Source organism: Martinezella paranaensis, assembly GCF_014200235.1.
GTDB lineage: Bacteria > Pseudomonadota > Alphaproteobacteria > Rhizobiales > Rhizobiaceae > Rhizobium > Rhizobium paranaense.
Window position 1 is genome coordinate 70642 of the sequence record NZ_JACHBI010000003.1, and the last position, 25341, is coordinate 95982.

At 58.8% G+C, this 25341-nt stretch carries 29 protein-coding genes and 1 tRNA gene; 22 read left to right on the plus strand and 8 right to left on the minus strand.

Going from position 1 to position 25341, the window contains the following annotated elements; genetic code table 11:
• Positions 1 to 4: 4 nt before the first annotated feature.
• The gene (gene recQ, locus GGD50_RS09200; RefSeq protein ID WP_107108610.1) at positions 5 to 1885 is read left to right on the plus strand and encodes a DNA helicase RecQ; all 1881 of its coding nucleotides are present in this window, start codon (positions 5 to 7) and stop codon (positions 1883 to 1885) included.
• Between the two features lie 17 nt (positions 1886 to 1902).
• On the opposite strand, the gene GGD50_RS09205 is transcribed toward recQ, so the two are convergent.
• Together GGD50_RS09205 and GGD50_RS09210 are read right to left on the minus strand one after the other, a co-directional pair.
• Positions 1903 to 2325 (minus strand): type II toxin-antitoxin system VapC family toxin, encoded by a 423-nt coding sequence (locus tag GGD50_RS09205; protein WP_107108609.1) that lies wholly within the window; start codon positions 2323 to 2325, stop codon positions 1903 to 1905.
• The gene (locus GGD50_RS09210) at positions 2325 to 2570 is read right to left on the minus strand and encodes a type II toxin-antitoxin system VapB family antitoxin (RefSeq protein ID WP_107108608.1); all 246 of its coding nucleotides are present in this window, start codon (positions 2568 to 2570) and stop codon (positions 2325 to 2327) included. Before GGD50_RS09210 ends, GGD50_RS09205 begins: the two co-directional genes overlap by 1 nt.
• Positions 2571 to 2738: 168 nt before the next feature.
• Between GGD50_RS09210 and GGD50_RS09215 the strand changes: the two genes are divergently transcribed.
• The 11 genes from GGD50_RS09215 to GGD50_RS09265 all read left to right on the plus strand — a co-directional run bounded on the left by GGD50_RS09215 (position 2739) and on the right by GGD50_RS09265 (position 16157).
• Positions 2739 to 3926 carry a glycine C-acetyltransferase gene (locus GGD50_RS09215; RefSeq protein WP_107108607.1) on the plus strand — a complete coding sequence of 396 codons (1188 nt, stop codon included), beginning with the start codon at positions 2739 to 2741 and terminating at the stop codon, positions 3924 to 3926.
• A 21-nt stretch (positions 3927 to 3947) separates the two neighbouring features.
• A complete protein-coding gene (gene tdh / locus GGD50_RS09220; RefSeq protein WP_107108606.1) occupies positions 3948 to 4985 on the plus strand; it encodes an L-threonine 3-dehydrogenase in 1038 nt (345 codons plus the stop codon).
• Between the two features lie 444 nt (positions 4986 to 5429).
• Positions 5430 to 7493: an RNA polymerase sigma factor RpoD gene (gene rpoD, locus GGD50_RS09225; protein ID WP_107108605.1), complete on the plus strand. Its 2064-nt coding sequence runs from the start codon at positions 5430 to 5432 to the stop codon at positions 7491 to 7493.
• Positions 7494 to 7860: 367 nt separating this feature from the next.
• A complete protein-coding gene (locus GGD50_RS09230; RefSeq protein WP_107108604.1) occupies positions 7861 to 9531 on the plus strand; it encodes a DUF930 domain-containing protein in 1671 nt (556 codons plus the stop codon).
• 131 nt (positions 9532 to 9662) lie between these two features.
• Positions 9663 to 10628, plus strand: coding sequence for a DMT family transporter (locus GGD50_RS09235; protein WP_107108603.1), 966 nt, complete (start codon positions 9663 to 9665; stop codon positions 10626 to 10628).
• A gap of 254 nt (positions 10629 to 10882) precedes the next feature.
• On the plus strand, positions 10883 to 11176 hold the full coding sequence (locus GGD50_RS09240; RefSeq protein ID WP_107108602.1) for a GYD domain-containing protein: 294 nt from the start codon (positions 10883 to 10885) through the stop codon (positions 11174 to 11176).
• A gap of 143 nt (positions 11177 to 11319) precedes the next feature.
• Entirely contained in the window at positions 11320 to 11976 is a 657-nt protein-coding gene (locus GGD50_RS09245) for a glutathione S-transferase family protein (RefSeq protein WP_107108601.1), read from the plus strand.
• Complete coding sequence (locus GGD50_RS09250; protein ID WP_107108600.1) at positions 11973 to 12782, plus strand: AraC family transcriptional regulator; 810 nt, start codon at positions 11973 to 11975, stop codon at positions 12780 to 12782. The genes GGD50_RS09245 and GGD50_RS09250 overlap by 4 nt, the downstream gene beginning before the upstream one ends.
• 83 nt (positions 12783 to 12865) lie before the next feature.
• Entirely contained in the window at positions 12866 to 13558 is a 693-nt protein-coding gene (locus GGD50_RS09255; protein WP_107108599.1) for a B3/B4 domain-containing protein, read from the plus strand.
• A gap of 149 nt (positions 13559 to 13707) precedes the next feature.
• Positions 13708 to 14937, plus strand: coding sequence for an MFS transporter (locus GGD50_RS09260; RefSeq protein ID WP_107108598.1), 1230 nt, complete (start codon positions 13708 to 13710; stop codon positions 14935 to 14937).
• Between the two features lie 293 nt (positions 14938 to 15230).
• Positions 15231 to 16157, plus strand: coding sequence for a LysR substrate-binding domain-containing protein (locus GGD50_RS09265; RefSeq protein WP_107108596.1), 927 nt, complete (start codon positions 15231 to 15233; stop codon positions 16155 to 16157).
• A gap of 13 nt (positions 16158 to 16170) precedes the next feature.
• On the opposite strand, the gene GGD50_RS09270 is transcribed toward GGD50_RS09265, so the two are convergent.
• The gene (locus tag GGD50_RS09270) at positions 16171 to 16563 is read right to left on the minus strand and encodes a GNAT family N-acetyltransferase (protein WP_107108837.1); all 393 of its coding nucleotides are present in this window, start codon (positions 16561 to 16563) and stop codon (positions 16171 to 16173) included.
• A 178-nt stretch (positions 16564 to 16741) separates the two neighbouring features.
• Here GGD50_RS09270 and GGD50_RS09275 point away from each other — a divergent pair, with 178 nt between their 5' ends.
• From GGD50_RS09275 to GGD50_RS09285, 3 genes are all read left to right on the plus strand, one after another.
• Positions 16742 to 17095 carry a DUF1428 domain-containing protein gene (locus GGD50_RS09275; protein ID WP_107108595.1) on the plus strand — a complete coding sequence of 118 codons (354 nt, stop codon included), beginning with the start codon at positions 16742 to 16744 and terminating at the stop codon, positions 17093 to 17095.
• Between the two features lie 87 nt (positions 17096 to 17182).
• Entirely contained in the window at positions 17183 to 17620 is a 438-nt protein-coding gene (locus tag GGD50_RS09280) for a secondary thiamine-phosphate synthase enzyme YjbQ (RefSeq protein ID WP_107108836.1), read from the plus strand.
• A 312-nt stretch (positions 17621 to 17932) separates the two neighbouring features.
• On the plus strand, positions 17933 to 18271 hold the full coding sequence (locus GGD50_RS09285; RefSeq protein WP_107108594.1) for a hypothetical protein: 339 nt from the start codon (positions 17933 to 17935) through the stop codon (positions 18269 to 18271).
• Between the two features lie 129 nt (positions 18272 to 18400).
• Here GGD50_RS09285 and GGD50_RS09290 read toward each other — a convergent pair whose 3' ends face one another.
• Positions 18401 to 19141, minus strand: coding sequence for an SIMPL domain-containing protein (locus GGD50_RS09290; RefSeq protein WP_107108593.1), 741 nt, complete (start codon positions 19139 to 19141; stop codon positions 18401 to 18403).
• 164 nt (positions 19142 to 19305) lie between these two features.
• Here GGD50_RS09290 and GGD50_RS09295 point away from each other — a divergent pair.
• Positions 19306 to 19381, plus strand: a tRNA-Ile gene (locus GGD50_RS09295).
• A 755-nt stretch (positions 19382 to 20136) separates the two neighbouring features.
• Positions 20137 to 20607, plus strand: coding sequence for an MEKHLA domain-containing protein (locus GGD50_RS09300; RefSeq protein ID WP_107108592.1), 471 nt, complete (start codon positions 20137 to 20139; stop codon positions 20605 to 20607).
• A gap of 80 nt (positions 20608 to 20687) precedes the next feature.
• Here the strand turns inward: GGD50_RS09300 and GGD50_RS09305 are convergent, their stop codons facing one another.
• From GGD50_RS09305 to GGD50_RS09310, 3 genes are all read right to left on the minus strand, one after another.
• Complete coding sequence (locus GGD50_RS09305) at positions 20688 to 21068, minus strand: hypothetical protein (protein WP_246451107.1); 381 nt, start codon at positions 21066 to 21068, stop codon at positions 20688 to 20690.
• Between the two features lie 2 nt (positions 21069 to 21070).
• Positions 21071 to 21403: a hypothetical protein gene (locus GGD50_RS32540; RefSeq protein WP_246451109.1), complete on the minus strand. Its 333-nt coding sequence runs from the start codon at positions 21401 to 21403 to the stop codon at positions 21071 to 21073.
• Positions 21404 to 21695: 292 nt separating this feature from the next.
• Positions 21696 to 22487, minus strand: a complete 792-nt coding sequence (locus GGD50_RS09310) for a S24 family peptidase (protein WP_107108589.1) — start codon at positions 22485 to 22487, stop codon at positions 21696 to 21698.
• Positions 22488 to 22645: 158 nt separating this feature from the next.
• Between GGD50_RS09310 and GGD50_RS09315 the strand changes: the two genes are divergently transcribed.
• The 5 genes from GGD50_RS09315 (at position 22646) to GGD50_RS09335 (ending at position 24579) form a co-directional block, all read left to right on the plus strand.
• Positions 22646 to 22840: a hypothetical protein gene (locus GGD50_RS09315; RefSeq protein ID WP_181316077.1), complete on the plus strand. Its 195-nt coding sequence runs from the start codon at positions 22646 to 22648 to the stop codon at positions 22838 to 22840.
• Complete coding sequence (locus tag GGD50_RS09320; protein ID WP_107108588.1) at positions 22837 to 23088, plus strand: hypothetical protein; 252 nt, start codon at positions 22837 to 22839, stop codon at positions 23086 to 23088. The genes GGD50_RS09315 and GGD50_RS09320 overlap by 4 nt, the downstream gene beginning before the upstream one ends.
• A gap of 88 nt (positions 23089 to 23176) precedes the next feature.
• Positions 23177 to 23467, plus strand: a complete 291-nt coding sequence (locus tag GGD50_RS09325; protein WP_107108587.1) for a hypothetical protein — start codon at positions 23177 to 23179, stop codon at positions 23465 to 23467.
• Positions 23468 to 23522: 55 nt separating this feature from the next.
• Positions 23523 to 23939, plus strand: coding sequence for a hypothetical protein (locus tag GGD50_RS09330; RefSeq protein ID WP_107108586.1), 417 nt, complete (start codon positions 23523 to 23525; stop codon positions 23937 to 23939).
• Entirely contained in the window at positions 23914 to 24579 is a 666-nt protein-coding gene (locus GGD50_RS09335; RefSeq protein WP_107108585.1) for a DUF6362 family protein, read from the plus strand. The genes GGD50_RS09330 and GGD50_RS09335 overlap by 26 nt, the downstream gene beginning before the upstream one ends.
• 53 nt (positions 24580 to 24632) lie before the next feature.
• On the opposite strand, the gene GGD50_RS09340 is transcribed toward GGD50_RS09335, so the two are convergent.
• A complete protein-coding gene (locus tag GGD50_RS09340) occupies positions 24633 to 25325 on the minus strand; it encodes a class I SAM-dependent methyltransferase (RefSeq protein WP_107108584.1) in 693 nt (230 codons plus the stop codon).
• Positions 25326 to 25341 lie beyond the last annotated feature (16 nt).

Here is a 25341-nt window from a genome sequence, read left to right on the forward strand (position 1 = left end):
ATAGATGTCACTGCCAGATCGACAGGAGCCGCGGTTTTCCGCCGATGATGCGCTGTTCGGGAGAGACAATTCGGGAGCGGCGCCGCTCGATATCCTCAAGCGGGTCTATGGCTATTCCGCCTTTCGCGGCAAGCAGCAGCAGGTGGTCGAGCATGTGGTTTCCGGTGGCGATGCGGTCGTGCTGTTTCCGACCGGCGCCGGCAAATCGCTTTGTTTCCAGATTCCGGCGTTGTGCCGCGATGGCCTCGGCATCATCGTTTCGCCATTGATCGCCCTGATGCGCGATCAGGTCGAGGCGATGAAACAGCTCGGCATCCGGGCGGCGGCGCTGAACTCGTCCTTATCGCGGGATGAGGCAAGTGATGTCTATCGCGCCATCTCCGGGGGCAGGCTCGATCTGCTCTATGTCACGCCCGAACGCATCTTGACCGACGGCTTCAGCCAGATGATCGCCAAGGCGAAGATTGCCTTGTTCGCGATCGACGAGGCGCATTGCGTCTCGCAATGGGGACATGATTTCCGGCCGGAATACCGTGATCTCGGCAAGCTTGCGGAACTCTTTCCCGATGTGCCGCGCATCGCGTTGACGGCGACGGCCGATCCGCACACGCGCGACGATATCATCGAGAGGCTGGCGCTCGATAACGCCAAGGTGTTCACCACCAGCTTCGATCGCCCGAATATCACCTATGAGATCGTCGAGCGTGATCAGCCGCGTCAGCAATTGCTGCGTTTCCTCGATGGTCATCGCGGCGATAGCGGCATTGTCTATTGCCTGTCGCGGGCCAAGGTCGAGGATACGGCGGAGTGGTTGAACGGGCAGGGCGTTCGCGCGCTTGCCTATCATGCCGGCACGGATCGGTCGGTGCGCGATGCCAATCAGGATGCCTTCTTGAAGGAAGAGGATCTTTGCCTGGTGGCGACGGTCGCCTTCGGCATGGGCATCGACAAGCCGAATGTCCGCTATGTCGCCCATCTCGATCTGCCCGGTTCCGTCGAGGCCTATTATCAGGAGACCGGGCGCGCGGGACGCGACGGCCTACCGTCCGAAGTCTGGATGGCCTATGGCATGGCTGACGTCATCCAGCGGCGGCGGATGATCGATGAGGGCAATGCTGCGGAAGAGATCAAACGCGTCGAGCGTGCCAAGCTCAACGCATTGCTTGCGATCTGTGAGACGGCCGGCTGCCGGCGACAGGCGATCCTTGCGCATTTTGGCGAGGGGCATGGCGGCGGCTGCGGCAATTGCGACACCTGCCTGAAACCGGTCGAGACTTGGGATGGCACGGAAGCGGCGATCAAGGCGCTCGCCGCGGTCTACCGCACCGGCGAGCGCTTCGGCACCGGCCATGTCATCGATGTGCTGATGGGGACGGTCAATGAGAAGACCGAGCGTTTCGGTCATGTGAACATGCCGGTTTTCGGGGCCGGCAAAGATATTCCCGCCCGCACCTGGCAGTCTGTCTTCCGCCAATTGCTGGCAAGCGGCTTCGTCAGCATCGATCACGCCGCTTTCGGCGCGATGAAGCTCGAGCCGGAGGCGCGGGCGGTCTTCAAGCACGAGCGCCAGGTTTTCTTCCGCAAGGACAGGCCGGAGGCGGGGCGTCGCGCCAAGAAGGCGGCGCGGATCGAGAAGCGGCAGTCAAGCCTGTCGAGCGAGGCTCAGCCGCTGTTCGAGGCGTTGAGAAGCGAGCGCGCCAGGATCGCTAAGGCGCTCGGCGTGCCGCCCTACGTCGTTTTCCCGGATACGACACTGATTGCCTTTGCTACGGAGCGGCCGACAAGCCGCGATGCCCTCCTGGAAATTTCGGGCGTAGGGCAGTCAAAGTTGGAACGCTACGGAGATGCGTTCTTGAAGGTTATCCGGGCGTTCGAAGAGGGATGAGCGGCAGGGGCTTTCCTTTACCCGATATCAGTGAAAGCGAGATCATTTCCCTTGTAGAGCAAGCCCACATTCAGGGCTTTGGCGCAAGCATAAGCGAAACAATCGCCAAAATTGAGATCGGCTTTGTGACCTACCGCCTTGCCATATCGAGCGCTTGCTTCCAGTGCGGCTTTGCCAATGTCCGATGAGATTTCGATCTCCTGCGCCCCGATATCCTCGATAAATGTATCAATAGCTTGTCCGGCCCGTCGAAGGAGAGATGGTGATGGTTTTTGCCCGGGGACCGGGGTTTTACGACGGGCGAGGGCTAAGGTTGCCTCGAACTTCACGAGTGGCGATACATAGAAATCGCTGTTGACCTTCGCCAGGCTTTTTTCAATTTCCTCATAGCCTGGCTCCTCGCCAAGTATTGCGACAATTGCCGATGCGTCGATAAACATCAGTCATCGCCCCACATTTCATCAGTGAACGCTTTCATATCGAAATTTGGATCATTGGGGCCTAGTGCATCGGCCATTGCTTTGGCGCGGGCCAGTCGATCGCGCAGCGGAAGCTCCTTCCTTGCGCGTGCAAGCTCATGTTTCAGCGCTTGGCGAACCGCCTCCGTTTTCGTGGGCGCCTTGGTCAATTTCTGAATTTCGTTAGCTAAGGAGTCTACTTCCGCATCGCGAATATAAAGTGCCATCGATATATCTCCCATGTATATCTGTATATCACGGCGGCGATATTCAAGCCAGCGACACTTTTGACCGTCGCGCTGACGCCTTCCTCGCGACATGGTGTGTGCAGATGTGCTAATTCGATGATGTCGTCGTTAGATGGTTCCATCTCTTTTCGAGAAAGCGCGTTCATCATGACATCTGCCTTCATCTCCCATCTTCAATCCGAAATCGCCAGTCTGAAGGAGGCAGGCCTCTATAAGTCCGAGCGGATCATCACATCCAAGCAGGCGGGCGAGATCGCCGTGGCTGGCGGCGAGCGGGTGCTGAACTTCTGTGCCAACAACTATCTCGGGCTCGCCGACAACGAGGAACTGGCCGAGGCTGCGAAGAAGGCACTTGATCGCTATGGTTATGGCATGGCCTCGGTGCGCTTCATCTGCGGGACGCAGGAGGAGCATAAGCAGCTCGAGGCAAGGATATCGGCCTTTTTGGGCATGGAGGATACCATCCTCTATTCCTCCTGCTTCGATGCCAATGGCGGACTGTTCGAGACGCTGTTGTCGGAGGAGGACGCCATCATCTCCGACGCGCTGAACCACGCCTCGATCATCGACGGCGTGCGCCTCTCCAAGGCGAAACGCTTTCGCTACGCCAACAATGACATGGCGGCTTTGGAGGAGGAGCTGAAGAAGGCGGAGGGCAGCCGATTCAAGCTGATCGCTACCGATGGCGTTTTCTCCATGGATGGCATCATCGCCAATCTCGAGGGCGTCTGCGATCTTGCCGAAAAATATGGCGCAATGGTCATGGTCGATGACAGCCATGCCGTCGGCTTTGTCGGCGATCACGGTCGCGGCTCGCCGGAACATTGCGGTGTCGAGGGCAGGGTCGATATTATCACCGGTACGCTTGGCAAGGCGCTCGGCGGTGCATCGGGAGGCTACACTTCGGCCAAGGCTGAGATCGTCGATTGGCTGCGCCAGCGTTCGCGCCCCTATCTTTTCTCCAATACCCTGGCTCCGGTTATCGCGGCCGCCTCGTTGAAGGTCTTCGAGCTGATCCAAAACGGCAGCGATCTGCGCGACCGACTCCGTGGTAATACGGAGTTTTTCCGTAGTGAAATGACCAAGCTCGGTTTCACTTTGGCGGGCGCCGATCACCCGATCATTCCCGTCATGCTCGGCGATGCGAAGCTGGCGCAGGAGATGGCGGCGCTGATGCTGAAAAAGGGCGTCTACGTCATCGGCTTCTCCTTCCCGGTCGTGCCGAAGGGCCAGGCGCGCATCCGCACGCAGATGTCGGCGGCGCATTCGAAAGCCGATGTCGAGCGCGCGATTGCCGCTTTCGCTGAGGCGGGACGTGAACTCGGAATCATTTGAATCGGATGGAGACGACAGCTCATGTCGAACATGATGAAGGCGCTGGTCAAATCGAAGCCGGAAGTCGGGCTATGGATGGAGCATGTTCCGGTTCCCGAGGTTGGGCCGAATGATGTGCTGATCCGGGTCAAAAAATCGGCGATCTGCGGCACGGATGTGCATATTTGGAATTGGGACCAATGGGCGCAGAAGACCATTCCGGTGCCGATGGTCGTCGGTCATGAATTCTGTGGCGAAATTGCCGAGATCGGCTCGGCGGTCACGAAATATCACGTCGGCGAGCGCGTTTCCGGCGAGGGACATATCGTTTGCGGCAAGTGCCGCAACTGCCGGGCGGGCAGGGGGCATCTCTGCCGCAATACGCAGGGTGTCGGCGTCAACCGTCCGGGCTCCTTCGGTGAATTCGTCTGCATTCCGGAAAGCAACGTGGTGCCGATCCCCGACGATATCCCGGATGAGGTGGCGGCGATCTTCGATCCTTTCGGCAATGCGGTACACACTGCACTTTCCTTCGATCTGGTGGGCGAGGATGTGCTGGTCACCGGCGCGGGGCCGATCGGCATCATGGGCGCCATGGTCGCCAAGCGTTCCGGCGCCCGCAAGGTGGTCATCACCGATATCAATCCCAACCGGCTGGCGCTCGCCCGCAAGCTCGGTATCGAGCATGTTGTCGATGCTTCAAAAGAAAATCTTGCCGATGTGATGAAGTCTATCGGCATGACCGAAGGTTTCGATGTCGGTCTGGAAATGTCGGGTGCAGCCCCCGCCTTCCGCGACATGATCGACAAGATGAACAATGGCGGCAAGATCGCCATTCTTGGCATCGCGCCGGCCGGCTTCGAGATCGACTGGAACAAGGTGATTTTCAAGATGCTCAATCTGAAAGGCATCTACGGCCGCGAGATGTTCGAGACCTGGTATAAGATGATCGCCTTCGTTCAGGGCGGGCTCGACGTCTCGCCGGTCATTACCCACCGTATCGGAATCGATGATTTCCGCGATGGCTTCGAAGCCATGCGTTCCGGTAACTCCGGCAAGGTGGTGATGGACTGGATTTGAGCAAAATTGTGGCCCGATCGCATCAATATTGCCGCGAACTGCGGAAATACGGGTGGTTTCATAGACCTGCCCTTGTCATCGCACGGGGACTTCCTAAATACGGGAAGCAATCGTTTCTGGGCGTGTTGGGCCTGTGGATAAGGCTTTTTCACGATTTTAACAGGCTTTTTTGCTGGAAAAGCTTGACGAGAACAAAAATTGTAGGAATCACCGTTTGTCCTCGGAAAAACGGTGAACTGGGTCAGGCGGATCACATATACCATGGCCGGAATTCCAAACGCAATCCAGCTTTGCTGTTCGGAGCCGGCGATCGTGGTTAATCAGGCATTAAAGGTCATTCCGTTAGGTGTTTGTCGGTGATTCGGGGCTGGCGCGAAGCGCGCCGGGCCAGAGCGGTCATTCACCGCGTGTAGTTTAAGCGTCAGGGAAAGCGACGATATAGAGATGGCAACCAAGGTCAAAGAGAACGAAGAAGCTGAAGTCGAACGCGACGGCGCCTCGGATGGCCCGCTTCTCGATCTTTCCGACGACGCGGTCAAAAAGATGATCAAGGCCGCGAAGAAGCGCGGCTATGTGACGATGGACGAGCTTAACGCCGTTCTGCCGTCCGAAGAAGTGACGTCGGAGCAGATCGAAGACACGATGGCTATGCTCTCCGATATGGGCATCAACGTCATCGAAGACGAGGATGTCGAAGAGGCGGGCGCGGCAGCCAGTGGCGGCGACGACGACGATTCCAGCAGCGACGAGGATGGCGAAGGCGGCGAGCTTGCGCCTTCCGGCGGTTCAGCGCTTGCAACCACCAAGAAGAAAGAGCCGACCGATCGCACCGACGATCCCGTGCGCATGTATCTGCGCGAGATGGGTTCCGTCGAACTGCTGTCGCGCGAAGGCGAAATCGCGATAGCCAAGCGCATCGAGGCCGGCCGCGAAACCATGATCGGCGGTCTTTGTGAGAGCCCGTTGACGTTCCAGGCGCTGATCATCTGGCGCGACGAACTCAACGAAGGCACCACGCTGCTCCGCGAAATCATCGACCTCGAAACGACCTATTCCGGTCCCGAGGCCAAGGCTGCGCCGCAGTTCCAGAGCCCGGAAAAGATCGAGGCGGACCGCAAGGCCGCTGAAGAGAAGGAAAAGGCCCGCCGTGGCCGTTCCTCCGGCGACGACGACATCACCGATGTCGGCGGCGAAGGCATGCCGATCGAGGAGGAGGAAGAGGACGAGGACGAATCCAGCCTCTCGCTCGCCGCGATGGAAGCTGAGCTTCGTCCGCAGGTCATGCTGACGCTCGATACGATCGCCGAGACCTACAAGAAGCTACGCAAGCTGCAGGACCAGCAGGTCGAGCAGCGCCTGTCGGCTTCCGGCACGCTGTCTTCCGCACAGGAGCGCCGCTACAAGGAACTCAAGGATGAGCTAGTCAAGTCGGTCAAGTCTCTGTCGCTGAACCAGAACCGTATCGACGCTCTCGTCGAGCAGCTCTACGACATCAACAAGCGCCTTGTGCAGAACGAAGGCCGCCTGCTGCGTCTTGCCGAATCCTACGGCGTCAAGCGCGATAGCTTCCTGGAGCAGTATCAGGGCGCCGAGCTCGACCCGAACTGGATGAAGTCGATCGGCAATCTGGCCGCTCGCGGCTGGAAGGAATTCGCCAAGAGCGAAAACACCACGATCCGCGACATCCGCCAGGAAATTCAGAACCTTGCGACCGAAACCGGCATTTCGATCTCGGAATTCCGCCGCATCGTTCACATGGTTCAGAAGGGCGAGCGCGAAGCGCGTATCGCCAAGAAGGAAATGGTCGAAGCGAACCTGCGCCTCGTCATCTCCATCGCCAAGAAATACACCAACCGCGGTCTGCAGTTCCTCGACCTCATTCAGGAAGGCAATATCGGCCTGATGAAGGCGGTCGATAAGTTCGAATATCGCCGCGGCTACAAGTTCTCGACCTACGCCACATGGTGGATTCGTCAGGCGATCACCCGCTCGATCGCGGACCAGGCGCGCACGATCCGCATTCCGGTGCATATGATCGAAACGATCAACAAGATCGTTCGTACCTCGCGCCAGATGCTGCATGAAATCGGCCGCGAGCCGACGCCGGAAGAACTGGCCGAAAAGCTTGCCATGCCGCTTGAAAAAGTGCGCAAGGTGCTGAAGATTGCCAAGGAGCCGATCTCGCTCGAAACCCCGGTGGGTGACGAAGAAGATTCCCATCTCGGCGATTTCATCGAGGACAAGAATGCGCTGCTGCCGATCGACGCCGCCATTCAGGCGAATCTGCGCGAGACGACGACCCGCGTTCTGGCATCGCTGACGCCGCGCGAAGAGCGCGTGCTGCGCATGCGCTTCGGCATCGGCATGAACACCGACCATACGCTCGAAGAAGTCGGCCAGCAGTTCTCGGTTACCCGCGAACGTATCCGTCAGATCGAAGCCAAGGCGTTGCGCAAGCTGAAGCATCCGAGCCGCTCCAGAAAGCTGCGCTCGTTCCTCGATAGCTGAGGGATTTGCGCTGTTACGAGATCAGAACCCGGTTCGCGGAAGCGAGCCGGGTTTTTCGTTTTGTGAGATGCCGGCACCGCCGTTTCCCGGCGCGTTCTTCTAAAGGTGCGACGTTGTATGTTACCTTGTCGGGGGGCTTCCTCGAGGCTTTGCCTGGGATCACGCAGGTTTGTTTTCCGGGCACTGCGGAGCTGTGGTCAGACTGACAGCCTGCAATTTTCCGGCTGCCTCTTTCTGGCCTTGATGTTTAACACCATATGTCGGGAATCTGGGCATCGTGGGATGTCGTTTGTTCGGTAAGGTTTGGATGAAATTGTTGAGCGCTTCTCCGTCTGCCCTGCGTCGTCAGCCTTGCGGCCGCTGACCGATGGAGCGCGTCGCCGAACAGCGGAAGCCGGATGAGCGTCGATGGGGACTGATCCCTTCGATCCTGCTGCATATCCTGTTTTTCGCGGCGCTTTTCTTGCTGCCGGTGGTGGCGATGCCGATACCGCAGCCGGAAGACAGCATCAATGTCGAGATGGTGCCGCAGCCCAAGGAGCAGGCACAAAATGCTGCGAAGCCACAGGAGCAGCGATCCGGCCGCGTGCCGACGCCGACGCCCAGGCCTGATCAGAAGGATACTTCGAAGGAAAAGGCAGCATCTGCCGATAAAACAGAGGGCGAGCAGACCGCCGACAAGCTGAGCGACGAGAGCAAGACGAAGACCGAGAAGGCTCCCGATCCGAATGCGCAAGACCAGAACGCCAAATCGCAAGAGCCGGCGCAGGCGGATAAGCCTGCCGATGTAAAGGCCGATCAGCCGTCACCGGCCACGCAGCAAGCTGACGCGCAGCCGCAGCCGAGTGATACGCCGTCGCCGACACCGGCTGATGATCAGGCGAAGCCGCAAGACCAGACGCAGGCGCGGCAGCAAGACCAGACGCCGCCCAACTCCGATCCGGCAACAGAGGCGCAGAAGCAGGACCAGACACCGCCGACCAGGGACGCGAACACCCAGCCGCAACAGCAAACTGCTGATCAACCGGCGCTGGATGCTTCGGCCGCGCAAGCTGCGGCGGAGGCCAACGTGCAGCCGAAGACAGATGTGACGCCGTCCCCAAGCGATGCCGCTTCACAGCAGCAACAGGCACAGGAGGCGGCAAAGACCGACGCGGAGGCGAAGGCCGCCAAGCCAGATGCTGCAACATCTGCGACCGATCCGAATTCCAGTGATCCAGCGTCAATGCCGACGCCGCAGGAGCTGGCGACGGACCAGGCGTCCGATACCCAGGTTGCGGAGCCGGATAAACCTTCGACGGATCAAGCAGGAACGCAGGCGGATCAAAAAGACGGAGCGGCGTCTGATCCCATTGCGGGACAAGCGAAGACCGCCGAAGGGCAGGTAGATCAGAATGCCCAACAGCAGGCCGCGGCCGATCCCAAGGTCGCCCCGGATGTCGCCGTTCCGACGACCGGCGGCGCACAGCCACAGCAACAATCGCAGGATCAATCGATCTCCGGCGCCGCTAGCGACCCAACGGCTGGAACCACATTCGTTCCCGAGCCTCAACCTCGACCGCAGCAGCGGTCGCCGGCGGACGGTACACAACAGGCATCGACATCCGATCCGTCGCAGACGCAACAAAAGCCGGTGGACAAAACCGGCGGCCAACAGGGCAAAGTCATCCAGGCCAAGCGCTTCTACTCCGGCACGGAAATAGCGCGCATGTCAAAGGACGAGTTGGACGCCTGGAAAAAACTCCCGCGGCGCGACCGTGTGCGGATGCTTTGCAACAACGAGCAAAAGCAGCAGTACTGGCATGATTTGAATGCCTATGGTCTCAATTTCATCAATTCTGCGCTCTCACCTAATATGTACATCTATACTGGCATCTATGGCGATGGCGTTGCCGTTCAAACACCCAAGGGATGGCAACAGGTCCAATTCAAATGTCAGGTTGATGACGATGCCTTGAAAGTTGTCGCTTTCTCCTATGCCATCAAAGGTCGCATCCCCGTCAGTCGGCTGGAGAAACTGGGCGTTCCCAGCAATTGAATGACAACACTCGCCTCGTCAGCTTGAAACAATAGTTTATTCCCATGCCCGATCGAAATTCGGCCAATTTCATCATACAATTCACTGTATCTATCTGATTCAATGTCCTCCCTTTGCATCGCACAATTCTAATGACATCGATCACAGCCGATTCCAAATCCATGGCCGCTGGCCATTCAACGCTGCGTGGCGTCCTCGTGGCATTCGCATCCTATGCCGTTTATGCGTTCAGTGACGCGTCGATCAAGCTATTGCATGGGACGCTGCCGTCCTATGAAGTGGCCTTCATCGGCTCGCTGTTTGGCTTTGCGGCCATTCCATTCCTGAAGGGGCGCGGGGATGGTTGGATGGATGTCGTCAAGACGACGAACCGGCCGTTGTGGATGCTGCGTTTCGCCTGTGGCGCGATCGGCACCATATGTTCGATCATAGCTTTCACCAAGCTGCCGATGGCAGAGGCTTTCGCGCTGCTCTTCCTCCTGCCGTCCTTCGTCACTATTCTTTCTGTCGTCTTCCTCAAGGAGGATGTGCGCTGGCAGCGTTGGACCGCGGTCATCCTCGGTTTTGTCGGCGTGCTCATCGTGCTGCGGCCGGGCTTTCGCGAGCTTTCGATCGGCCATCTCTGCGCGGCGATCGGCGGCTTGAGCGGGGCCGTCTCGATCATCATCAATCGCGCACTCGGCTCGAAGGAGAAGCGCATCTCGCTTTATGGTGCGGTGTTGTTCGGCACGCTCATCGTCAGTGGATTGCTGATGCTGCAGGAGATGACGTGGCCAGCGGCGTGGCAATGGATACTCCTCGCGAGCTACGGCCTTCTCGGCGCTGTTGGCACCGTTCTGCTGATGAGCGCGGCGCAGTTGGCTCCCGCCAATCTCGTCGCGCCGCCGCAATACAGCCAAATGATTTGGGCGATCGGTTTCGGTTATCTGCTGTTCAATGACAGCATCGATCTAGCGATGGCGCTCGGTATCGTCCTCATCATCTTTTCCGGCCTGCTGACGCTGGCGCGTGAGCGCAAACGCGGCACACCCTTGCCGGCGGCCGTTGTTGCGGCCAACACCCAAGGCGCCTTTGCGGCTGAGACATCAGATAGATGATGTGGCTCGCCTGCGATCCCATCGCGCGTCACCCGAATGAGTGGGGATTAGGTTTATTGTCGCCATGAGGTGACAAGCCTATGGTTGTTAAGCGCGACCTGTATTGACGGGACGGGGCCCGAAACGCCGGGGTGGCGGCGCGTAATTCCGAAAACTGGGATGGTTTTTCCAGGGCTTACGCGTGGATCAAACCGTTACTGCGTCATCTGCCTGCTCGTCTCAATGGATGCGCGACGCAGCGGAGGAGGTGTGGGATGACCACTTATATCGTTCTGCTCAATTGGACCGACCAAGGAGTGCGTAGCGTAAAGGAATCGCCGCGGCGGCTGGATGCTGCCAAGAAGCAGCTCCAGGATATGGGCGGTTCGTTTAAGCAATTTTTCCTGACCATGGGCGATCACGACATGGTCGCCGTCTGCGAGGCGCCCGATGACGCGGTGATGGCGCGCTTCGCCTTGACGCTTGGGATGGGCGGCAACGTGCGCTCGCGCACGCTGAAGGCTTTTCCCGAGGCCGCTTATCGCGAAATCATGGCGTCCTTGGGATAGTGTTGGGGGCGATTTTGTCACTGTTGAAACCCGGTCAGCGGCGGCTGACCGGGTATATGGAAGATGTGGCCAGCCGTGTCGCCATTGACCGCAGCGGCCGACTTCGAAAAGATGTCGGCGGATGAACAGAATGGCGTTGAGACATGGAAAAGCCCTGCCTCTTTGGCGCAGACTATAGCGTCTACGTGCGAATTGCGCGGCTTGCGCTTCTCGAGAAAGGCGTCGAGCACGAGAGGGTGCCGATCGACATTTTCGCTGAGGGCGGGCCGTCGGCATCCTATCTGGAGCGGCATCCATTCGGCCGCATTCCGGCCTTCGAGCACGGTGATTTTCGGCTCTATGAAACGGCTGCGATCACACGCTATGTCGATGAGGCATTCGATGGGCCGCGCCTTCAGCCTGTTGCGCCTCGTCAGCGGGCACGGATGAACCAGATCGTCAGCATTGCCGACGGATATCTCTATCCTCATCTGGTCTGGGGCGTTTGCGTGGAACGGGTCTCGAAGCCGGCAAAGGGCATCGCCGCCGATGAAGAGCGGATTGCGGCGAGCCTTGCCAAAGCTGCCATCGGCCTTGCCGCTCTTTCCGATCTGATCGGCGACGGTCCCTGGTTGTGCGGCCCGGAGTTGACGCTTGCCGATCTCTATGTGGCACCAATGTTCGACTATTTTCTCATGGCGCCGGAGGGGCGGGAAATGATCGAGCATCATCCGAAGCTGGCGGCATGGTGGTCGTGTATCGTTGCCCGGCCGAGTGTTGGGATGACGGGTTTCAGCAAGCCGGGCGGGCGGCGCGCATGAGGTCCAGCCAGTTCAGGATGCTTCGCTCTTCCGTTGCTGGTGTTGAAGCCGTGGCGGCGGAGACCGGACATAGCTTTCCCAAGCATACGCATGATCAGTTCGGCATCGGCGTCATCGAGCGCGGCGCGCAGGTGTCGCTGAGCGGGCGTGGCGTGGTACGGGCTGAAGCCGGCGACATCATCACTCTCAATCCGAACGAGGTGCATGACGGCATGCCGGTTGGGGAGAGCCGAGCGTGGTCGATGCTCTATTTCGATCCGCGGCTGGTGGGAGATCTTCTGGGCGATATCGGCGAAGGGGGCAGCGGCGAGGGGGAGTTTCCTTCTCCCGTCCTTCGAAACGGACAAGCTGCGGTGCGGTTCAAAGCACTGTTTTCGACGGTGACCGGCCAGGATGGCCCGGAAGCTGCGTTGCGGCGAGATGGACTGTTGTTATCGATTGTCGCGGACGTGATGCGCGAACAGCGGCAAGCGGATGAGGGTACCAATGTTCCCGCCGCAATCAGGCGTGCCCGCGATCTCATCGATGACGATCCGGCAGCATCGGTGACGCTGGCCGATCTCGCCGAGGCAAGCGGGCTCAGCCGTTTCCAGCTCCTGCGCGGTTTTGCCAAGGCAACGGGGCTGACACCGCACGCCTACCTGCTTCAGCGTCGCATCCTTCGGGCACGGGGGCTGATCGCCGCTGGCATGCCCCTGGCGGAAGCGGCTTTTGCCAGCGGATTTGCCGATCAAAGCCATATGACTCGGATCTTCGTGCGCAATTTCGGCGTCTCGCCACGCATCTACGCCGACACGAAGCGCTGAAGGCATCTGCAATTTCGTTCAAGACCGGCCGCCGGCTTCGGGTTTTTCTTCTGCTCCAAATCAGAACCGCAGAAGGAAAAGCCATGTATTTCCACCATTCGAATGAGATGTGGAACGAATTCCCCGATCTGGTCGCCGGCGCACTCTTCGTGGAAGGAGTCACCGCGAATGTGGGCGTCACCGATCGTCTCGCGACGTTCCATGCGATCGCCGAGGAACGGCTGGCGGGCAGTCCGGAAGGTGAGATGCCGGAGATCCAAGCCTGGCGGCGCACCTTCTCGAAAATGGGGCTGAAGCCGACGCAATATCGCTGTGCTTCCGAGGCTTTGCTCAGGCGATTCCGCCAGGAAAAATCGCTGCCGCAGTTGCATCCGCTCGTCGATCTCTGCAACGCCATCTCGATCGCTTTCGCCATTCCCATTGCCGTCTTCGATCTTGCGAAAATTTCCGGCGATCTCGAAGTCAGGCACGCGACGGGCAGAGAGACCTATCTGACCTTCGCCGGCGAAACAGAGCATCCAGAGCTGCGCGAGGTGATCTTTGCCGATGGTGCCGGTCAGGCGCATGCGCGGCGCTGGACCAACCGTCAAAGCGGTCTTTCCGCCGTTCGCGAGGATACGCGATCCGTGCTGATCGTCGCCGAGGCTATGCACGAGGCGGCCAGCAGTGATGTGCCGAAATTGATCGCGACCCTTGCGGCAGAACTCGCCGCCGTGTGGTCGGTCCAAGCCAGGACAAAGGTGCTCAGTTGCTCTTCACCACGATTTGATCTGTAGATCTTAGTATTTGCCGGCAAATGGCCGATCAGAAACAAAAATGCGGTTGACAAGCGCGGCATTCGGGCAGAGCAGGGGAACCCAATAGATATTTCATATTGCTCATAAATCTTGCTCTGGGCGCGGCGTCCGGAGCTGAAGAAAGACATATGGACACCCTGCAAAGCCAAGACCGGGCAAGCGTGCTCGGCCATCCCGGATATCGTTCCTTCGCTGCCTCTCGCGTCTTTTCCTCGATCGGTTTCCAGTCGGTCACGGTCGCCATGGGTTGGATGATCTACGATCAGACGCATAGCGCCTTCTTCCTTGGCCTGGTCGGCTTCTGCCAATTTTTGCCGATGGTCATCCTGACCTTCATCGTCGGTCATGTTGCCGACCGGTTCGACCGCCGGCGCATCGGCCTGGTCTGCCAGTTGGTCGAAGCCTTGACCGCGCTGGTGCTTGCCGTCGCCGTCTGGCAGCATTGGATCGGCCCGGCTGGCATCCTCGCTGCAGTCGCCGTCATGGGCGCCGCCACCGCCTTCGAACGCCCTACCATGGCCGCTCTGTTGCCCAATATCGTGCCGCCATTGATGTTACAGATGGCGATCGCGACCTCCACGTCGATGATGCAGACCGCCTTCATCATCGGTCCATCGCTCGGTGGCCTGCTCTATGGCGTCAGTCCGATCGCGCCTTTCGCGGTATCCGCCGTGCTGTATGTCATCGCGAGCCTCAATGTCATTTCGATCCGCGTCGAACGAAAGCAGCCGTCGTCACGCGAGCCCGTGACATTGAGTTCGGTCTTTGCCGGCGTCTCCTTTATCCGGAGTAGGCCGGTAATGATGGGCACGATCTCGCTCGATCTTTTCGCCGTGCTGCTCGGCGGCGCCACGGCGCTATTGCCGATGTTCGCGCGGGATATCCTGCATGCCGGACCATGGGGGCTCGGACTTCTGCGTGCCGCACCTGCAATCGGTGCTTTGGTCATGTCGATCTGGCTGGCGCGTCGGCCTCTGCAGACGGATGCTGGCAAGAAAATGCTGCTCGCAGTTTTCGTTTTTGGCGTTGCCACCGTCGTCTTCGCGCTTTCGACCAACATCATCCTTTCCGTCGCAGCGCTGCTTATCGTCGGCGCGTCGGATACGGTCAGCGTCGTCGTGCGCAGTTCGCTGGTGCAGCTCCTGACGCCGGACAATATGCGCGGCCGCGTCAATGCCGTGAATTCCCTGTTCATCGGCACGTCCAACCAACTCGGCGAATTTGAATCCGGCATGCTCGCCAGCGCGCTCGGCCCGGTTCTTACCGGTATCGTCGGCGGCATCGGCACAATCGCGGTCGTACTGCTCTGGATGCGGATTTTTCCCGATTTGACCAAGGTGAAGACACTCAAGGGGTGAGGCGGCTTCGCTCATGGATCGTCCGGGATTTTATCCAGCCCGGCATCTCGCTGAAGGTGGGCACTGATTGACAGGATACTTTGGCGTCCGGCCTCCTTGTCGGCGAGCTGCTTTCGCACAGAAGCAAATGCCCGGAGCATTCGGCCGAGCCACTTTTGGGCGCGACGCATCGGAGTGAATATATGAATGTTTCTCATCTATTATAAGCTCCATGTTCTTATGACATAGAGGAATGCGCCTACGTATTTGCGATGTATAATGAAGCCTTCGTCGATCAAGCATGAAGGATTTTCATGGGAAAAAGACCGCTTCCGCCGTTGGCCGTGTTGCAGACATTTTGCGCCATCGTCGAAACCGGCGGCTTTGGTCGTGCGGCCGAACGCATGGGACTGACGCAGACTGCGGTCAGCCATCAGCTTTCACAGCTCGAAGGCTGGATCGGCGGTAAGCTTTTCGATCGAGGACGCTCAGGCGCAAGGTTGACGCCGCTGGGTGCGCGTCTTCATCCGGCAATCGTCGACACGATCTCTCAATTGGAGACAGCGCTGTATCAGGCGCGGGCGAGCGTGTCGGTTCGCACCCTGACGCTGTCGGTAACGCCGGAATTTTCCAGTCAGTGGCTCGCTTCGCGGCTCGGCGATTTCTGCCAGCGCTATCCCGACATCGAGCTGAAGATGGTCGTCGGCTACCAGCGGCCCGATTTCGGGCCTAATGGCGTCGATCTTGCGATCTGGCTCGGGCGAGCCGAAGCCGGTCTCGTTCTCGATGAATTGCTGATGGATGAGGAGTTTGTCGTCAGCTCGCCAACACTGTCCGAGCGGCTGCCGAAGCGCTACGCCATAAAAGCCGCGCCCCTGCTGCGTTACACCGGCATGCGACATACGGTGCTCGATTGGCAACGCTGGTACGAACAAGTGCTTGATCATGATGTTGCGGGCGGAATGGCCGATTTTGATATCGGCCAGGCGGTCGAGAATGGACCTCTCTTCGAATCCTTTGCCGATATGCTTGGAGCATGCCGAGACGGCCTTGGCTTTGCGCTGGTTCGCAGTTCTCTTGTCGCGAAGGACATTGCGGAGGGGCAGTTGGTGCGTTGTTTCGTGGAGGTTCAGCCGGCAGCCGTCAGCTACAACCTGCTGTACCCGCCGAACGCCTTGCAAAATCCATCGGCGGCATTGTTCCGTACGTGGTTGACATCGCAGGTCAACGCAATTGCTTGAAAGGCGATCGCCGTCAATCGCGTAGCCTGATCAAGCCGGCCTCCGTCGCTGCAAAGCCCAGCCTCCGATAGAGGTCGGTGAGATGCGGTTCGAAATCGACATGTAGCCATTCCGCGCCGCGTTCGCGCGCAACATTCGTTGCCATTTCGACAAGCCTGGTCGCTATTCCCTGTCGACGGAATTCCGGGGCGACGCAGGTGTCGAGGATAAAGGCGTGTATGCCACCATCTGAGGCTACGTTGACGAATCCTACCAGGCGCGCTCCGTCGAAAGCGCCCATATGGGCGAGGCTTCTCGACAGAACCGATGAGAAATCGCGCACGGCGACTTCGTTCCAAGCCGTCGCCCACAAGGCGTTGAGTGCGTTGTTGTCAGGATAGGGATCGATCCTGAATTCGATCGTCATGACCATCCTCTCGTTATTGATGAAACTTCAATGCCAAGCTTATCCGCAGGGAGAACGACCGTAACGGGCTCATAAGGCAAGCGATATCCGAGTAATTGCAATGGGAAAGTGCATCCCATGTCGGATCGCGCTATAGTCAATCGTCTTTGGGGGTGGAAACAGAACAGAGGAGATTGCCATGCCCTATGTGGATGGGTTTGTTATCGCCGTTCCGAAAGACAAGATCGAGCTCTACAAGACATTGGCGCGGAAGTCCGGCGATGTCTGGAAGGAATACGGAGCGCTGAGCTACGTGGAGTCCGTTGGGGACGACGTGCCCTATGGCGAGCTGACATCCTTTCCCCGTTCCGTTATGGCCAAGGAAGACGAGATCGTGATCTTTTCCTGGATCACCTATGAATCTCGCCAGCATCGCGACACTGTGATGGAAAAGGTCATAGCCGATCCGCGGCTGAGGGATGAGATGGCGAATATGCCTTTTGATGGCAAGCGCATGATCTATGGCGGCTTCGATATTTTTCTGCAGCTCTAATCTCTCTTGATCCCGGCGGCCGGGCTTGACTTTCCGACCGCTGCGGCCGACCTCAAGCGCATCGCTGCGATCACTACCGGAGATGCCATGCCGCAGACCGTCATCACCCTGTCGACCCATGGCCAGGGACTTTACGAGTTCACGGGCCAGGCGGCGGAATTCGTCCGCGCGGCAACTTCGGCAGGCTCGGCATCCAGTGACGGTCTGTTGACCGTCTTCGTCCGTCACACCTCCTGTTCCCTCCTTATTCAGGAGAATGCCGATCCTGACGTGCAGACAGATCTCAATGCTTTCTTCCGCCGGCTCGTGCCGCCGTCTTCCGACCCTTCAATGCGGTGGATCGTACATACGACGGAAGGGCCCGACGATATGCCGGCGCATATCAAGACGGCGCTGACGCAGGTGTCGGTCGGCATCCCTGTGACGCGCGGTCGTCTGGCGCTTGGCACATGGCAGGGCATCTATCTTTTCGAGCATCGCGACCGTCCGCACCGACGCGAAATCGTGCTGCATCTTTCTGCCTGACGCTGCGAAAATTCCCGTAAGCCGATCGTAATTTGTGCTGAATGCAATCTGAATGGGTGATTCGCGGTTGATGGCGGACAGCCGCAGCGCTGTTTCAAAGATTAGGAGAGTCGTCCTCATGAAAGAGGGCGGCTGTTATTTTCTGCTGTGCGGCGACTCGGCCACTGGCCTCGCTTTTGCTTTCATTGTACCTGAATAGCGCATGAACGGTTGATTCTGAACTTGTTCAGTATCATGCCGTTACTCCCAAGATATTCCCTCAGGAGCGGCGGCAAGCACATGAGGGAAAGCCATTTGCTCTATGGAGGATAAATGAAACAATTGCTGGCAAAGTTGGGGATCGCTGCCGCGATCACCGTTACCGCGCTGTCGGGGACTACGGGATATGCTGCCGCCCAGGGCGTCGACATCTATATCGGCCCGGGCCGGCACCGGCCGCCACCGCCGGATTACGATATCCCGCCGCCGCGCTACGAGCGCCGTGGCTGTGACCCGCGCGAAGCCATGGATGTTGCCCGTAGCTACGGCCTGCACCGCGCTCGCGTGGTCGACGTAACGCCGCGCCGCGTCATCGTCGATGGTTTTGGCCGCCGTGGCCCGGACACGATGATGTTCGCCAATGTTCGCGGCTGCCCGTTGATCGGCCGCTGATATCACTACGGACGCCTAGTTGCGTCCAACGACCACCGCTTGACGCTTTCGCTTTTATCGGCGGGGGCCATGAAACCGCCCTTTGTTCGGTCCCCTAGGACCTGAGCGAAGGGCGGTTTTGTTTTGAAGCTATTGCTGGATTGAGTAGGTGATGCTGACCGAGGCGTTATAGGTGTTTTCGCCGCTCGCCACCGGCACCGCCTTCTCGGCAGCCATCGCCATGGATTGACGCATAAGTGGCTGCGGCGGCATGACGATGGCGCCCTCGTTGATCGCAAGGACGTGGCCGAGCTTGACGCCCGCCGCATCGGTCAAGGTTTTTGCTTTCGCCGCCGCATCGGCCACGGCGTTCTTCCGGGCCTCTTCCAGCGCCGCATCCGGCTTGTCGTTGGTAAACTGAATATCGCCGCCCTGGTTGATGCCGAGATTGACGGCCTGATCGAGGAGGGCGCCGAGCTTGGAGAGATCCCGCACGCGCACCGTCAGCCCGTTGATCACCTGATAGCCGGTCAGCGTCGGCGGCAGGGACTGGCCGTTCTTATCGTTCTGATAGACATATTGCGGCTGGATCGAGAAGCCCGAAGTCTGAAGATCGCGCTCCGCAATGCCTCTGTCCTTCAGCGTCGCCAGCACCGCGCCCATTGCCTTGTTGTTCTGATCGAGCGCGTCCTGGGCAGCTTTTGCCTGTTTGACGACCGAGAGCGTGACAACGGCCATATCCGGCGCGATTGCGGAATGCCCCTCGCCGGTGACCGTGATGGTCGCCTCGCGCGGTCTCGCATCCTCGGCGAAACTATGGGTGGCAGGCACGAGAAGAGTCGTGCCGAGAAAAGCGGCAAAAATAAAATCTCTGGTTTTCGTCAGGGGCATGGCTCATTCCTTGGTTGGTGTTTCCTTGAGGTTCGCTTTTGCGGATTGATTGTGAAGGTATTGCGGCAGTCCCTTGTGGGGAAAGACGAATTGGGCTAGAGCCAAGTCGGCTTCCGGGGAACCATTGCTCCGGTGCTGTATGCACGATCATTTTTACTCGTGCCGGGCCTGTAGCTCAATGGTTAGAGCCGGCGGCTCATAACCGCTTGGTTGGGGGTTCGAGTCCCTCCGGGCCCACCATCTTTTTTCTTCTGGCTGCAGCTACCAATGGTGCTTTTCGGAGCCCCTAGGCTACGTGACTTCAAATTTTCGTACATCCCGGCAACCATCCTCCAGTTCGCGTGTTCTTCACACAGTCTAGAGGAGGACCACGGAATGAGAACGATCCTATCTATCGCTGCGCTGACGGTATTGTTTTCGGCTGGCGTCGGTTTCGCCCAACAGGCGCCGAACACAGCGACGCCGACACAGCCGGCCCAGCAGCCAGCTCAACAGCCGACCCAGAGCGAAACTGCACCGCCAGCAAACTCGCCGCAACCGCCAACAATGGGGCAGCGCCGGCCCGATGACGACGCGATGAGGGGCGATTGGCATAGGGGCATGATGGGGCATCGTCCGATGATGTCCAAGGCCGCTCGTTTTCGCATCGAGAGCGGCGACGTTAAAATAGATATCAAATGTGCCGAAGATGAACCGATGAAGGCATGTGCGGACGAGCTAAACCAAATTCTGGATAGGCTTGAAGGGCGGCGGTCCTCGTCGCGAGACGACGACTATCAATAGTCAAGCGGGCGGTCGAGATTATCTGCGGAAGGTTTTCCGGTCCCGCTTTCGTCTAAATCATTGATTTTCGCTGGTTATGGTTTGCCTTCGGGCTCACCATCTTTTGAACCTATGCACCAGGCCAAGTCACAGGTATCAGCGAGATTTCCTGTTTGGTTTCCCGCACATCCGGCCTAAAGAAAAGCCGGATGTGCTCAACAGGAAAGATATCCATGGCCGTTAGCCCAGAACACAATGCCGCCGATTTGTCGGTCGATCCTGAGTTCTTCGATCTACTCACCGGAAGTTATGCGCGTATCGTCGGGGCGCCTCTCATCGGCGAGGGGCTGGGGCCGAGCTGGCTTTACAATGAAGCCCCCTTCGTGGTCGTGGCGCATAATACCGACGCCGATCCGCGTTTTATTTATGCGAATAAAGCTGGCCAGGCTTGTTTCGAATATCCCTGGGATGAGTTCATCACTTTGCCGTCGCGTCTTTCGGCGGAGCTGCCCAACCGGGCCGAGCGTCAGCAATTGTTGGATGCGGTTACGCGGGACGGTTTCATTTCGGGGTATCGCGGGTTGCGGATCACGAAGTCGGGACGGCGCTTCTGGATGGAAGACGGCATTGTCTGGCAACTCATCGACCGCGAGGGAAATCGGCGGGGGCAGGCGGCGACGTTTTCGAAATGGAAAAACGTGTAGGCCAACAGATTCCCCGTCGCGCACTAACGGAAGTTCAGGCCGTAATTCCGCACTCTTCTTCAAGGGACGTCGGCAGGATATCAAGCCACCGGCTCCAATATCCTCTCCTGCTCAATTTTGCGAAATATATCGTAATCGGTCTCCGTAGACTGTCCGTACTCGATGGCGAACAGCTCGGCGGCCTGACGGCCAGCGAGCGTCTTGTCGTTTTCGATCACGGCAGCGATGCGGCGGAACAGTTCGGCCTCGAAGCCGCCTGCGTTGCCGAGCGGATGTGGCCGTGCCAGGCGCGCACCGCCATCCAATCGGATCGCCGAGACATAAAACTCACCGTCATAACCATCCCCTGCCGATGTCAATTCGGCGCGGCCGTAGAGAAGCAGGCCCGTCTCCCAACGATCGCAGAGGTTAATGGTGAGTTCGTCGAATGAATATTCACAGGAGAAAACATCAGCAGGCATCATCAGGCGGCCATTTGTGCAACCGACGAACACGATTTTGCTGACAGATGATGGATCTCTTCCGCCAGCATTGCCCGATCCTTCGCAATCGACATTCCAAAAGGCCGGGCGTCGATGCGCAACAGTTCCAGTCTCAAGCCTGCAATTCGCTCGGCGCGGTTCTGATCTTCGGTTTTGGTCGCATCGGTTGCTTGTTGGCGTGCCCATGTCCAAGCCGTCGAAAGCGAGCGGGCAAACCATCTGCGCCGGGCGGCCGCAGTCGAAGGCCGGAGCAACCGCGTGTCGCGGCGATAGAGCGTCCAGGCGGTAGTCATGACATCGGATCTCGAAGGCATGCGTGGCGTCTTCCCTTTCTGCACCCGAGAGATGCACCATCTGTTCATCCGACCGCCGATCCGGTTTCGCTGACTTCACGCAAGATCTTCTGGACTTGCCTGGGCTCATTCCGTTTCGGCCGATCGGCTCACGAAAGGCAAGCTGTCATATGGCACGATATGTGTCAACATAATTTGTGTCTTATAATTGCAGAAAAACACGAAAGATGTTTAACTGGCTTGAGTTGAAGTGACCGGCCGGAATCGGTCAGGCTGGGCTGGACGGTTGATGAGGCTTAAGACGAGGGGGCGCTTACTTCCTGGCAATATGCCCGCAGATGCGCCCGATGATCGTCAGCCGCGCCAATTCAACCGTAAAGGTCTCCAGCGCAGGGTTGTCGGAGATGATCTTCACTTGGCTGGGCTGGGTGAAGGGAACGCGCTGGAGGCGTTTGATCTGCGGTTCGGAATAGCCGTCGCTGATGGCATAGACCGTATCGGTCGCCATCTGGTTCTGCGAGAGATCGACGACGACGCGATCGCCGGGCATGTAGGTGGGCTGCATGGAATCGCCGATCACTTCCATGATGATGGTATGGTTCGGTGATGCCTTTGCTTCGTTGCGCAAATAGCCCGAGGGAATCAGCCATTCCGCCACGATCTTGTGGCCGGCGACATTGCCTGCGCCGACCGGCAGGTTGATGACTTCGCCGACGATGCCGCTGCCGGCGCCGAGTTTGACGTCCACCTCCGGCGTCGCGCCTTCGATCTTCGGCTGCCAATGTTCCCGACTGTAGCTCAGGTCTTCGCCGCCTTCGGCAAACCCTTCATTGTACTGTTCATCGGGATCGAAGGAGGTGACCACCATGCGTGGCCCCGGTCGCTCCACCTTCCTTGGCCCTTCGCCGGTCAGGAGATAACCAGCGGTAGTGCCGAACTTCTTGGCATAGCGGTCGGCGATCTCAGGACCGAATTCGTTCTGGCCGTTTTCGTGCGCTCGGTAGGTGGACAGGCCAATGCCGAGTGCCTCCGCCGCCTTCGTCGCCGAGGGATAGTTTGCGGCTTCGCGCGCCGCCTTCAGTCGTTCGCCCATGGATTTCTGCATGATCCAACACTCGCAAAATAATTAACATAAATCATGTTGACATCGACATTAATAACAACATATTTTGTGTGCATCAAGATGCCGGCGACGAAATTCGCTGTAGGCCGAAGTGCTGAGGCGAACGGCGTCCGGCGAAGGATGATTTTGGGGGTGATCGTATGATCTCGACTATGAAGGGCATAAAGGTGGGTTATTTCGACTTCTTCTGGGGCTGCCCCGGCTGTGGCAGGGCGCTGTCGATCGGGGAGGTGATCGAGCGGCATTGTGAGACTTGCGATGAGCATGTCGAGCCAACGGAGATATCCGATCCCGGTTCGGTCGGGAGCGAGCCCGGTATGGAGAAGACGGTATGAGCGAGATGATTCAAGGTCTTCTTGCCTGTCTCGGCGCCGCACTTTTCTTCCTCTGCGTTCTTGCCGCTCTGGAGCCAATCATTTCATCTTCGAGGCTTGCCGGTCCGGAGGATGATGCCAGCGGCGCGCCGGAGGGGGATCTGATCCATTTCCAGATGATCAAGGATGAGCTTCAGCCAGAGACCAATCCGGTTGGACGTCGAGGACTTTGGCCATTCGGATTGCGCTCGAGATTCCGCACCCGCTGATACAGCGCGAACCGCCTGCTGCCAGGCATTTGGACCACTTTCAAAACTTAATTCGAAAGACCTGGCCGATGCGCCAGAGGAGGTTTCCATGAATGAATTTCAAATCGGTACTGAAGCTGTCGCCTGCGGTCACCTCGGCTGGATACGCAAGGTCCACCGCGCCACGAACGAAGTCCTTAGGGATCATCGCGGCGAGCCCATCGTCTTCCCGACCCAGGATGCGGCCAAGGCGGCAGCCGGCGAGGCGATGGTTGCCTATCTCAACACGCCGATGCTGCGCGATGGGGCGAGGGTGGAGAGGATGTCAAAGGCGGAAGCCCTGTTCAAGCCGAGGCATCCCTTTGCCGACGCCGGCGCGGCAAACGGGAAGGTAGCGTGACCAAGCGATTGCCATTGATTGCATTCAATTTTTTTGGAGGGGAGGCGATATCTTCATGAGCAAAGGCAGGCTCGACACTCTTCTTGACGGCCTCGGCATCAAGCTCGTGCCCGTCCATCGCCGCCGTGCGCCGGCACAAAGCCACGCCCGCGGCACGATGCAGGAAATTCGAGGGCAGTACGGCGATGGGCATCTGGTCTTCGTATTGCGCTGTATTCGCCAGACCGGCAACAACCGCGATGAACTATGGTCGGACACGATCGGAGCCGTTTCCGACATCCTTGTACAGCGCCAGGATTGGGCGCTGCACCGACCGGGTGATCTGCTTGCCGCCTTCGACGATATCGCGCTTGGCGCTTTGCGCGCCGACGCAGTGGCGCGGCGTCCATGGCCGGTGCGCGCCACACTTCGGATTTTGATCTATCGGGAATTGGAGAAGCGACTTGATGCACCACAGCGCCTTGCAGTTTGACGATCTTTCCGAGCGTGCGGCCGAGATCGCCGATCTAAGCCTCGTCGTTCGTGCCCGCTTCGTCGAGGCTGCCGATACGATGATTCATCTCGACGTGCGCGGCGTCCGCCCGGATCGGGTGCGCACGCTTTGGCCGGATGTTCTTCCCGAACCGACTGACCACGCCGATACCCGCATCCGTTATCGTCCGAATGCAGCGGCTATCAGCCGCGCCGAAGAGGTGCTGCAGGACTGGCTGCTGACCCATGTCAGGGATCAGGAACGTCGCATCCTGCTTTCCCGATGGTCGGTCTGCCTTGCTGCGCCTCATATTGTCGGTTCCTTCCGCGATTTCTGCGGGAAGACTGGGCGGGTGAGGCGAACGGCGGAACGGCGCATTCAGAGCGAATTTCAAAGTGTCGCCAATGCGCTGCTCGCGATTTCGTCGTCGCTACAGGAGCCTGATTGGTCACGCATATCCCCGATGATGCCGAATTCGGCAGGGAGTTTTGAGCGCGTGAAAACTCCGCCCGTCAAGTACGAGATGCATTGGCTGCCGGACGATTCAAAGCCGGTCTTCGATGCGGCCAGCCCGGAACTGGCGGCGCTGGCGAAACGGCTGGAACGAGAGAACCGGCGGCGTGCGAAGATGAAAGCTTAAGTTCGCTATCGGCCCTGATTCAACCCCAGGGCTTTCGTCGTCAAGATTGATCTTCATCGCCTCGGCTTTGCCGGGGCGTTTTGCGTTTCAAATGCAAAGACCCCGCTCGGCCTCGAGCTGGTGGTGGTGCCAAAATCCGGCACAGCATATTCCGCCAGCAACCGCAGCCGCGACTGCGGCAGATAGGCACGCCAGGGATCGCCGATCAGGACCTTGATGCCTCTTGCCAGGCAAGGGTCAAGAAATGAGGTAACACGCTCGGCAAGCGCGGCTTCATAGAAGAGATCGCCGACGCAGATAATGTCCGTGGCGGGAGGCTCGCCTGTCGTCAGATCGGTGAGAACAGGCAGAACCGTCATCCCATTGATGGCGGCATTCAGCCCTGTCGCAGCGATAGCATAGGGATCGACGTCGGCCGCGATTACCTCCGCCGCACCCGCCTTTGCCGCTGCAATGCCGACAATGCCGGATCCGGCGCCGAGGTCGAGTACGCGGCGGCCGGCGACGGCGTCAGGTCGGTCGAGAAGATATCGCGCCAGCACCAATCCTCCACCCCAATGATGCGCCCAATAGGGTGAACCAAACTCCTGATCCTGCTCGGCAAGCCGCCACAAGCCGCTTTGCGGTCCGGCCTTGTGCAAGCGAATCTCTGGAATTGAAGGGACGGGTACGATGGGGAGATTGGCAGAAATGAAATCCCGTGCCGCGGCGATCTTCGCATGATTATGATCTTGCTTGTTGGTCATTCGCTTTGTCTGGCGC

Excerpts from the sequence above, each read along its gene's own strand:
- recQ (WP_107108610.1), top strand. The coding sequence starts at position 5 with ATGTCACTGCCAGATCGACAGGAGCCGCGGTTTTCCGCCGATGATGCG.
- GGD50_RS09205 (WP_107108609.1), bottom strand. The coding sequence starts at position 2,325 with ATGTTTATCGACGCATCGGCAATTGTCGCAATACTTGGCGAGGAGCCA.
- GGD50_RS09210 (WP_107108608.1), bottom strand. The coding sequence starts at position 2,570 with ATGGCACTTTATATTCGCGATGCGGAAGTAGACTCCTTAGCTAACGAA.
- GGD50_RS09215 (WP_107108607.1), top strand. The coding sequence starts at position 2,739 with ATGACATCTGCCTTCATCTCCCATCTTCAATCCGAAATCGCCAGTCTG.
- tdh (WP_107108606.1), top strand. The coding sequence starts at position 3,948 with ATGTCGAACATGATGAAGGCGCTGGTCAAATCGAAGCCGGAAGTCGGG.
- rpoD (WP_107108605.1), top strand. The coding sequence starts at position 5,430 with ATGGCAACCAAGGTCAAAGAGAACGAAGAAGCTGAAGTCGAACGCGAC.
- GGD50_RS09230 (WP_107108604.1), top strand. The coding sequence starts at position 7,861 with ATGGAGCGCGTCGCCGAACAGCGGAAGCCGGATGAGCGTCGATGGGGA.
- GGD50_RS09235 (WP_107108603.1), top strand. The coding sequence starts at position 9,663 with ATGACATCGATCACAGCCGATTCCAAATCCATGGCCGCTGGCCATTCA.
- GGD50_RS09240 (WP_107108602.1), top strand. The coding sequence starts at position 10,883 with ATGACCACTTATATCGTTCTGCTCAATTGGACCGACCAAGGAGTGCGT.
- GGD50_RS09245 (WP_107108601.1), top strand. The coding sequence starts at position 11,320 with ATGGAAAAGCCCTGCCTCTTTGGCGCAGACTATAGCGTCTACGTGCGA.
- GGD50_RS09250 (WP_107108600.1), top strand. The coding sequence starts at position 11,973 with ATGAGGTCCAGCCAGTTCAGGATGCTTCGCTCTTCCGTTGCTGGTGTT.
- GGD50_RS09255 (WP_107108599.1), top strand. The coding sequence starts at position 12,866 with ATGTATTTCCACCATTCGAATGAGATGTGGAACGAATTCCCCGATCTG.
- GGD50_RS09260 (WP_107108598.1), top strand. The coding sequence starts at position 13,708 with ATGGACACCCTGCAAAGCCAAGACCGGGCAAGCGTGCTCGGCCATCCC.
- GGD50_RS09265 (WP_107108596.1), top strand. The coding sequence starts at position 15,231 with ATGGGAAAAAGACCGCTTCCGCCGTTGGCCGTGTTGCAGACATTTTGC.
- GGD50_RS09270 (WP_107108837.1), bottom strand. The coding sequence starts at position 16,563 with ATGACGATCGAATTCAGGATCGATCCCTATCCTGACAACAACGCACTC.
- GGD50_RS09275 (WP_107108595.1), top strand. The coding sequence starts at position 16,742 with ATGCCCTATGTGGATGGGTTTGTTATCGCCGTTCCGAAAGACAAGATC.
- GGD50_RS09280 (WP_107108836.1), top strand. The coding sequence starts at position 17,183 with ATGCCGCAGACCGTCATCACCCTGTCGACCCATGGCCAGGGACTTTAC.
- GGD50_RS09285 (WP_107108594.1), top strand. The coding sequence starts at position 17,933 with ATGAAACAATTGCTGGCAAAGTTGGGGATCGCTGCCGCGATCACCGTT.
- GGD50_RS09290 (WP_107108593.1), bottom strand. The coding sequence starts at position 19,141 with ATGCCCCTGACGAAAACCAGAGATTTTATTTTTGCCGCTTTTCTCGGC.
- GGD50_RS09300 (WP_107108592.1), top strand. The coding sequence starts at position 20,137 with ATGGCCGTTAGCCCAGAACACAATGCCGCCGATTTGTCGGTCGATCCT.
- GGD50_RS09305 (WP_246451107.1), bottom strand. The coding sequence starts at position 21,068 with ATGCCTGCTGATGTTTTCTCCTGTGAATATTCATTCGACGAACTCACC.
- GGD50_RS32540 (WP_246451109.1), bottom strand. The coding sequence starts at position 21,403 with ATGCCTTCGAGATCCGATGTCATGACTACCGCCTGGACGCTCTATCGC.
- GGD50_RS09310 (WP_107108589.1), bottom strand. The coding sequence starts at position 22,487 with ATGCAGAAATCCATGGGCGAACGACTGAAGGCGGCGCGCGAAGCCGCA.
- GGD50_RS09315 (WP_181316077.1), top strand. The coding sequence starts at position 22,646 with ATGATCTCGACTATGAAGGGCATAAAGGTGGGTTATTTCGACTTCTTC.
- GGD50_RS09320 (WP_107108588.1), top strand. The coding sequence starts at position 22,837 with ATGAGCGAGATGATTCAAGGTCTTCTTGCCTGTCTCGGCGCCGCACTT.
- GGD50_RS09325 (WP_107108587.1), top strand. The coding sequence starts at position 23,177 with ATGAATGAATTTCAAATCGGTACTGAAGCTGTCGCCTGCGGTCACCTC.
- GGD50_RS09330 (WP_107108586.1), top strand. The coding sequence starts at position 23,523 with ATGAGCAAAGGCAGGCTCGACACTCTTCTTGACGGCCTCGGCATCAAG.
- GGD50_RS09335 (WP_107108585.1), top strand. The coding sequence starts at position 23,914 with ATGCACCACAGCGCCTTGCAGTTTGACGATCTTTCCGAGCGTGCGGCC.
- GGD50_RS09340 (WP_107108584.1), bottom strand. The coding sequence starts at position 25,325 with ATGACCAACAAGCAAGATCATAATCATGCGAAGATCGCCGCGGCACGG.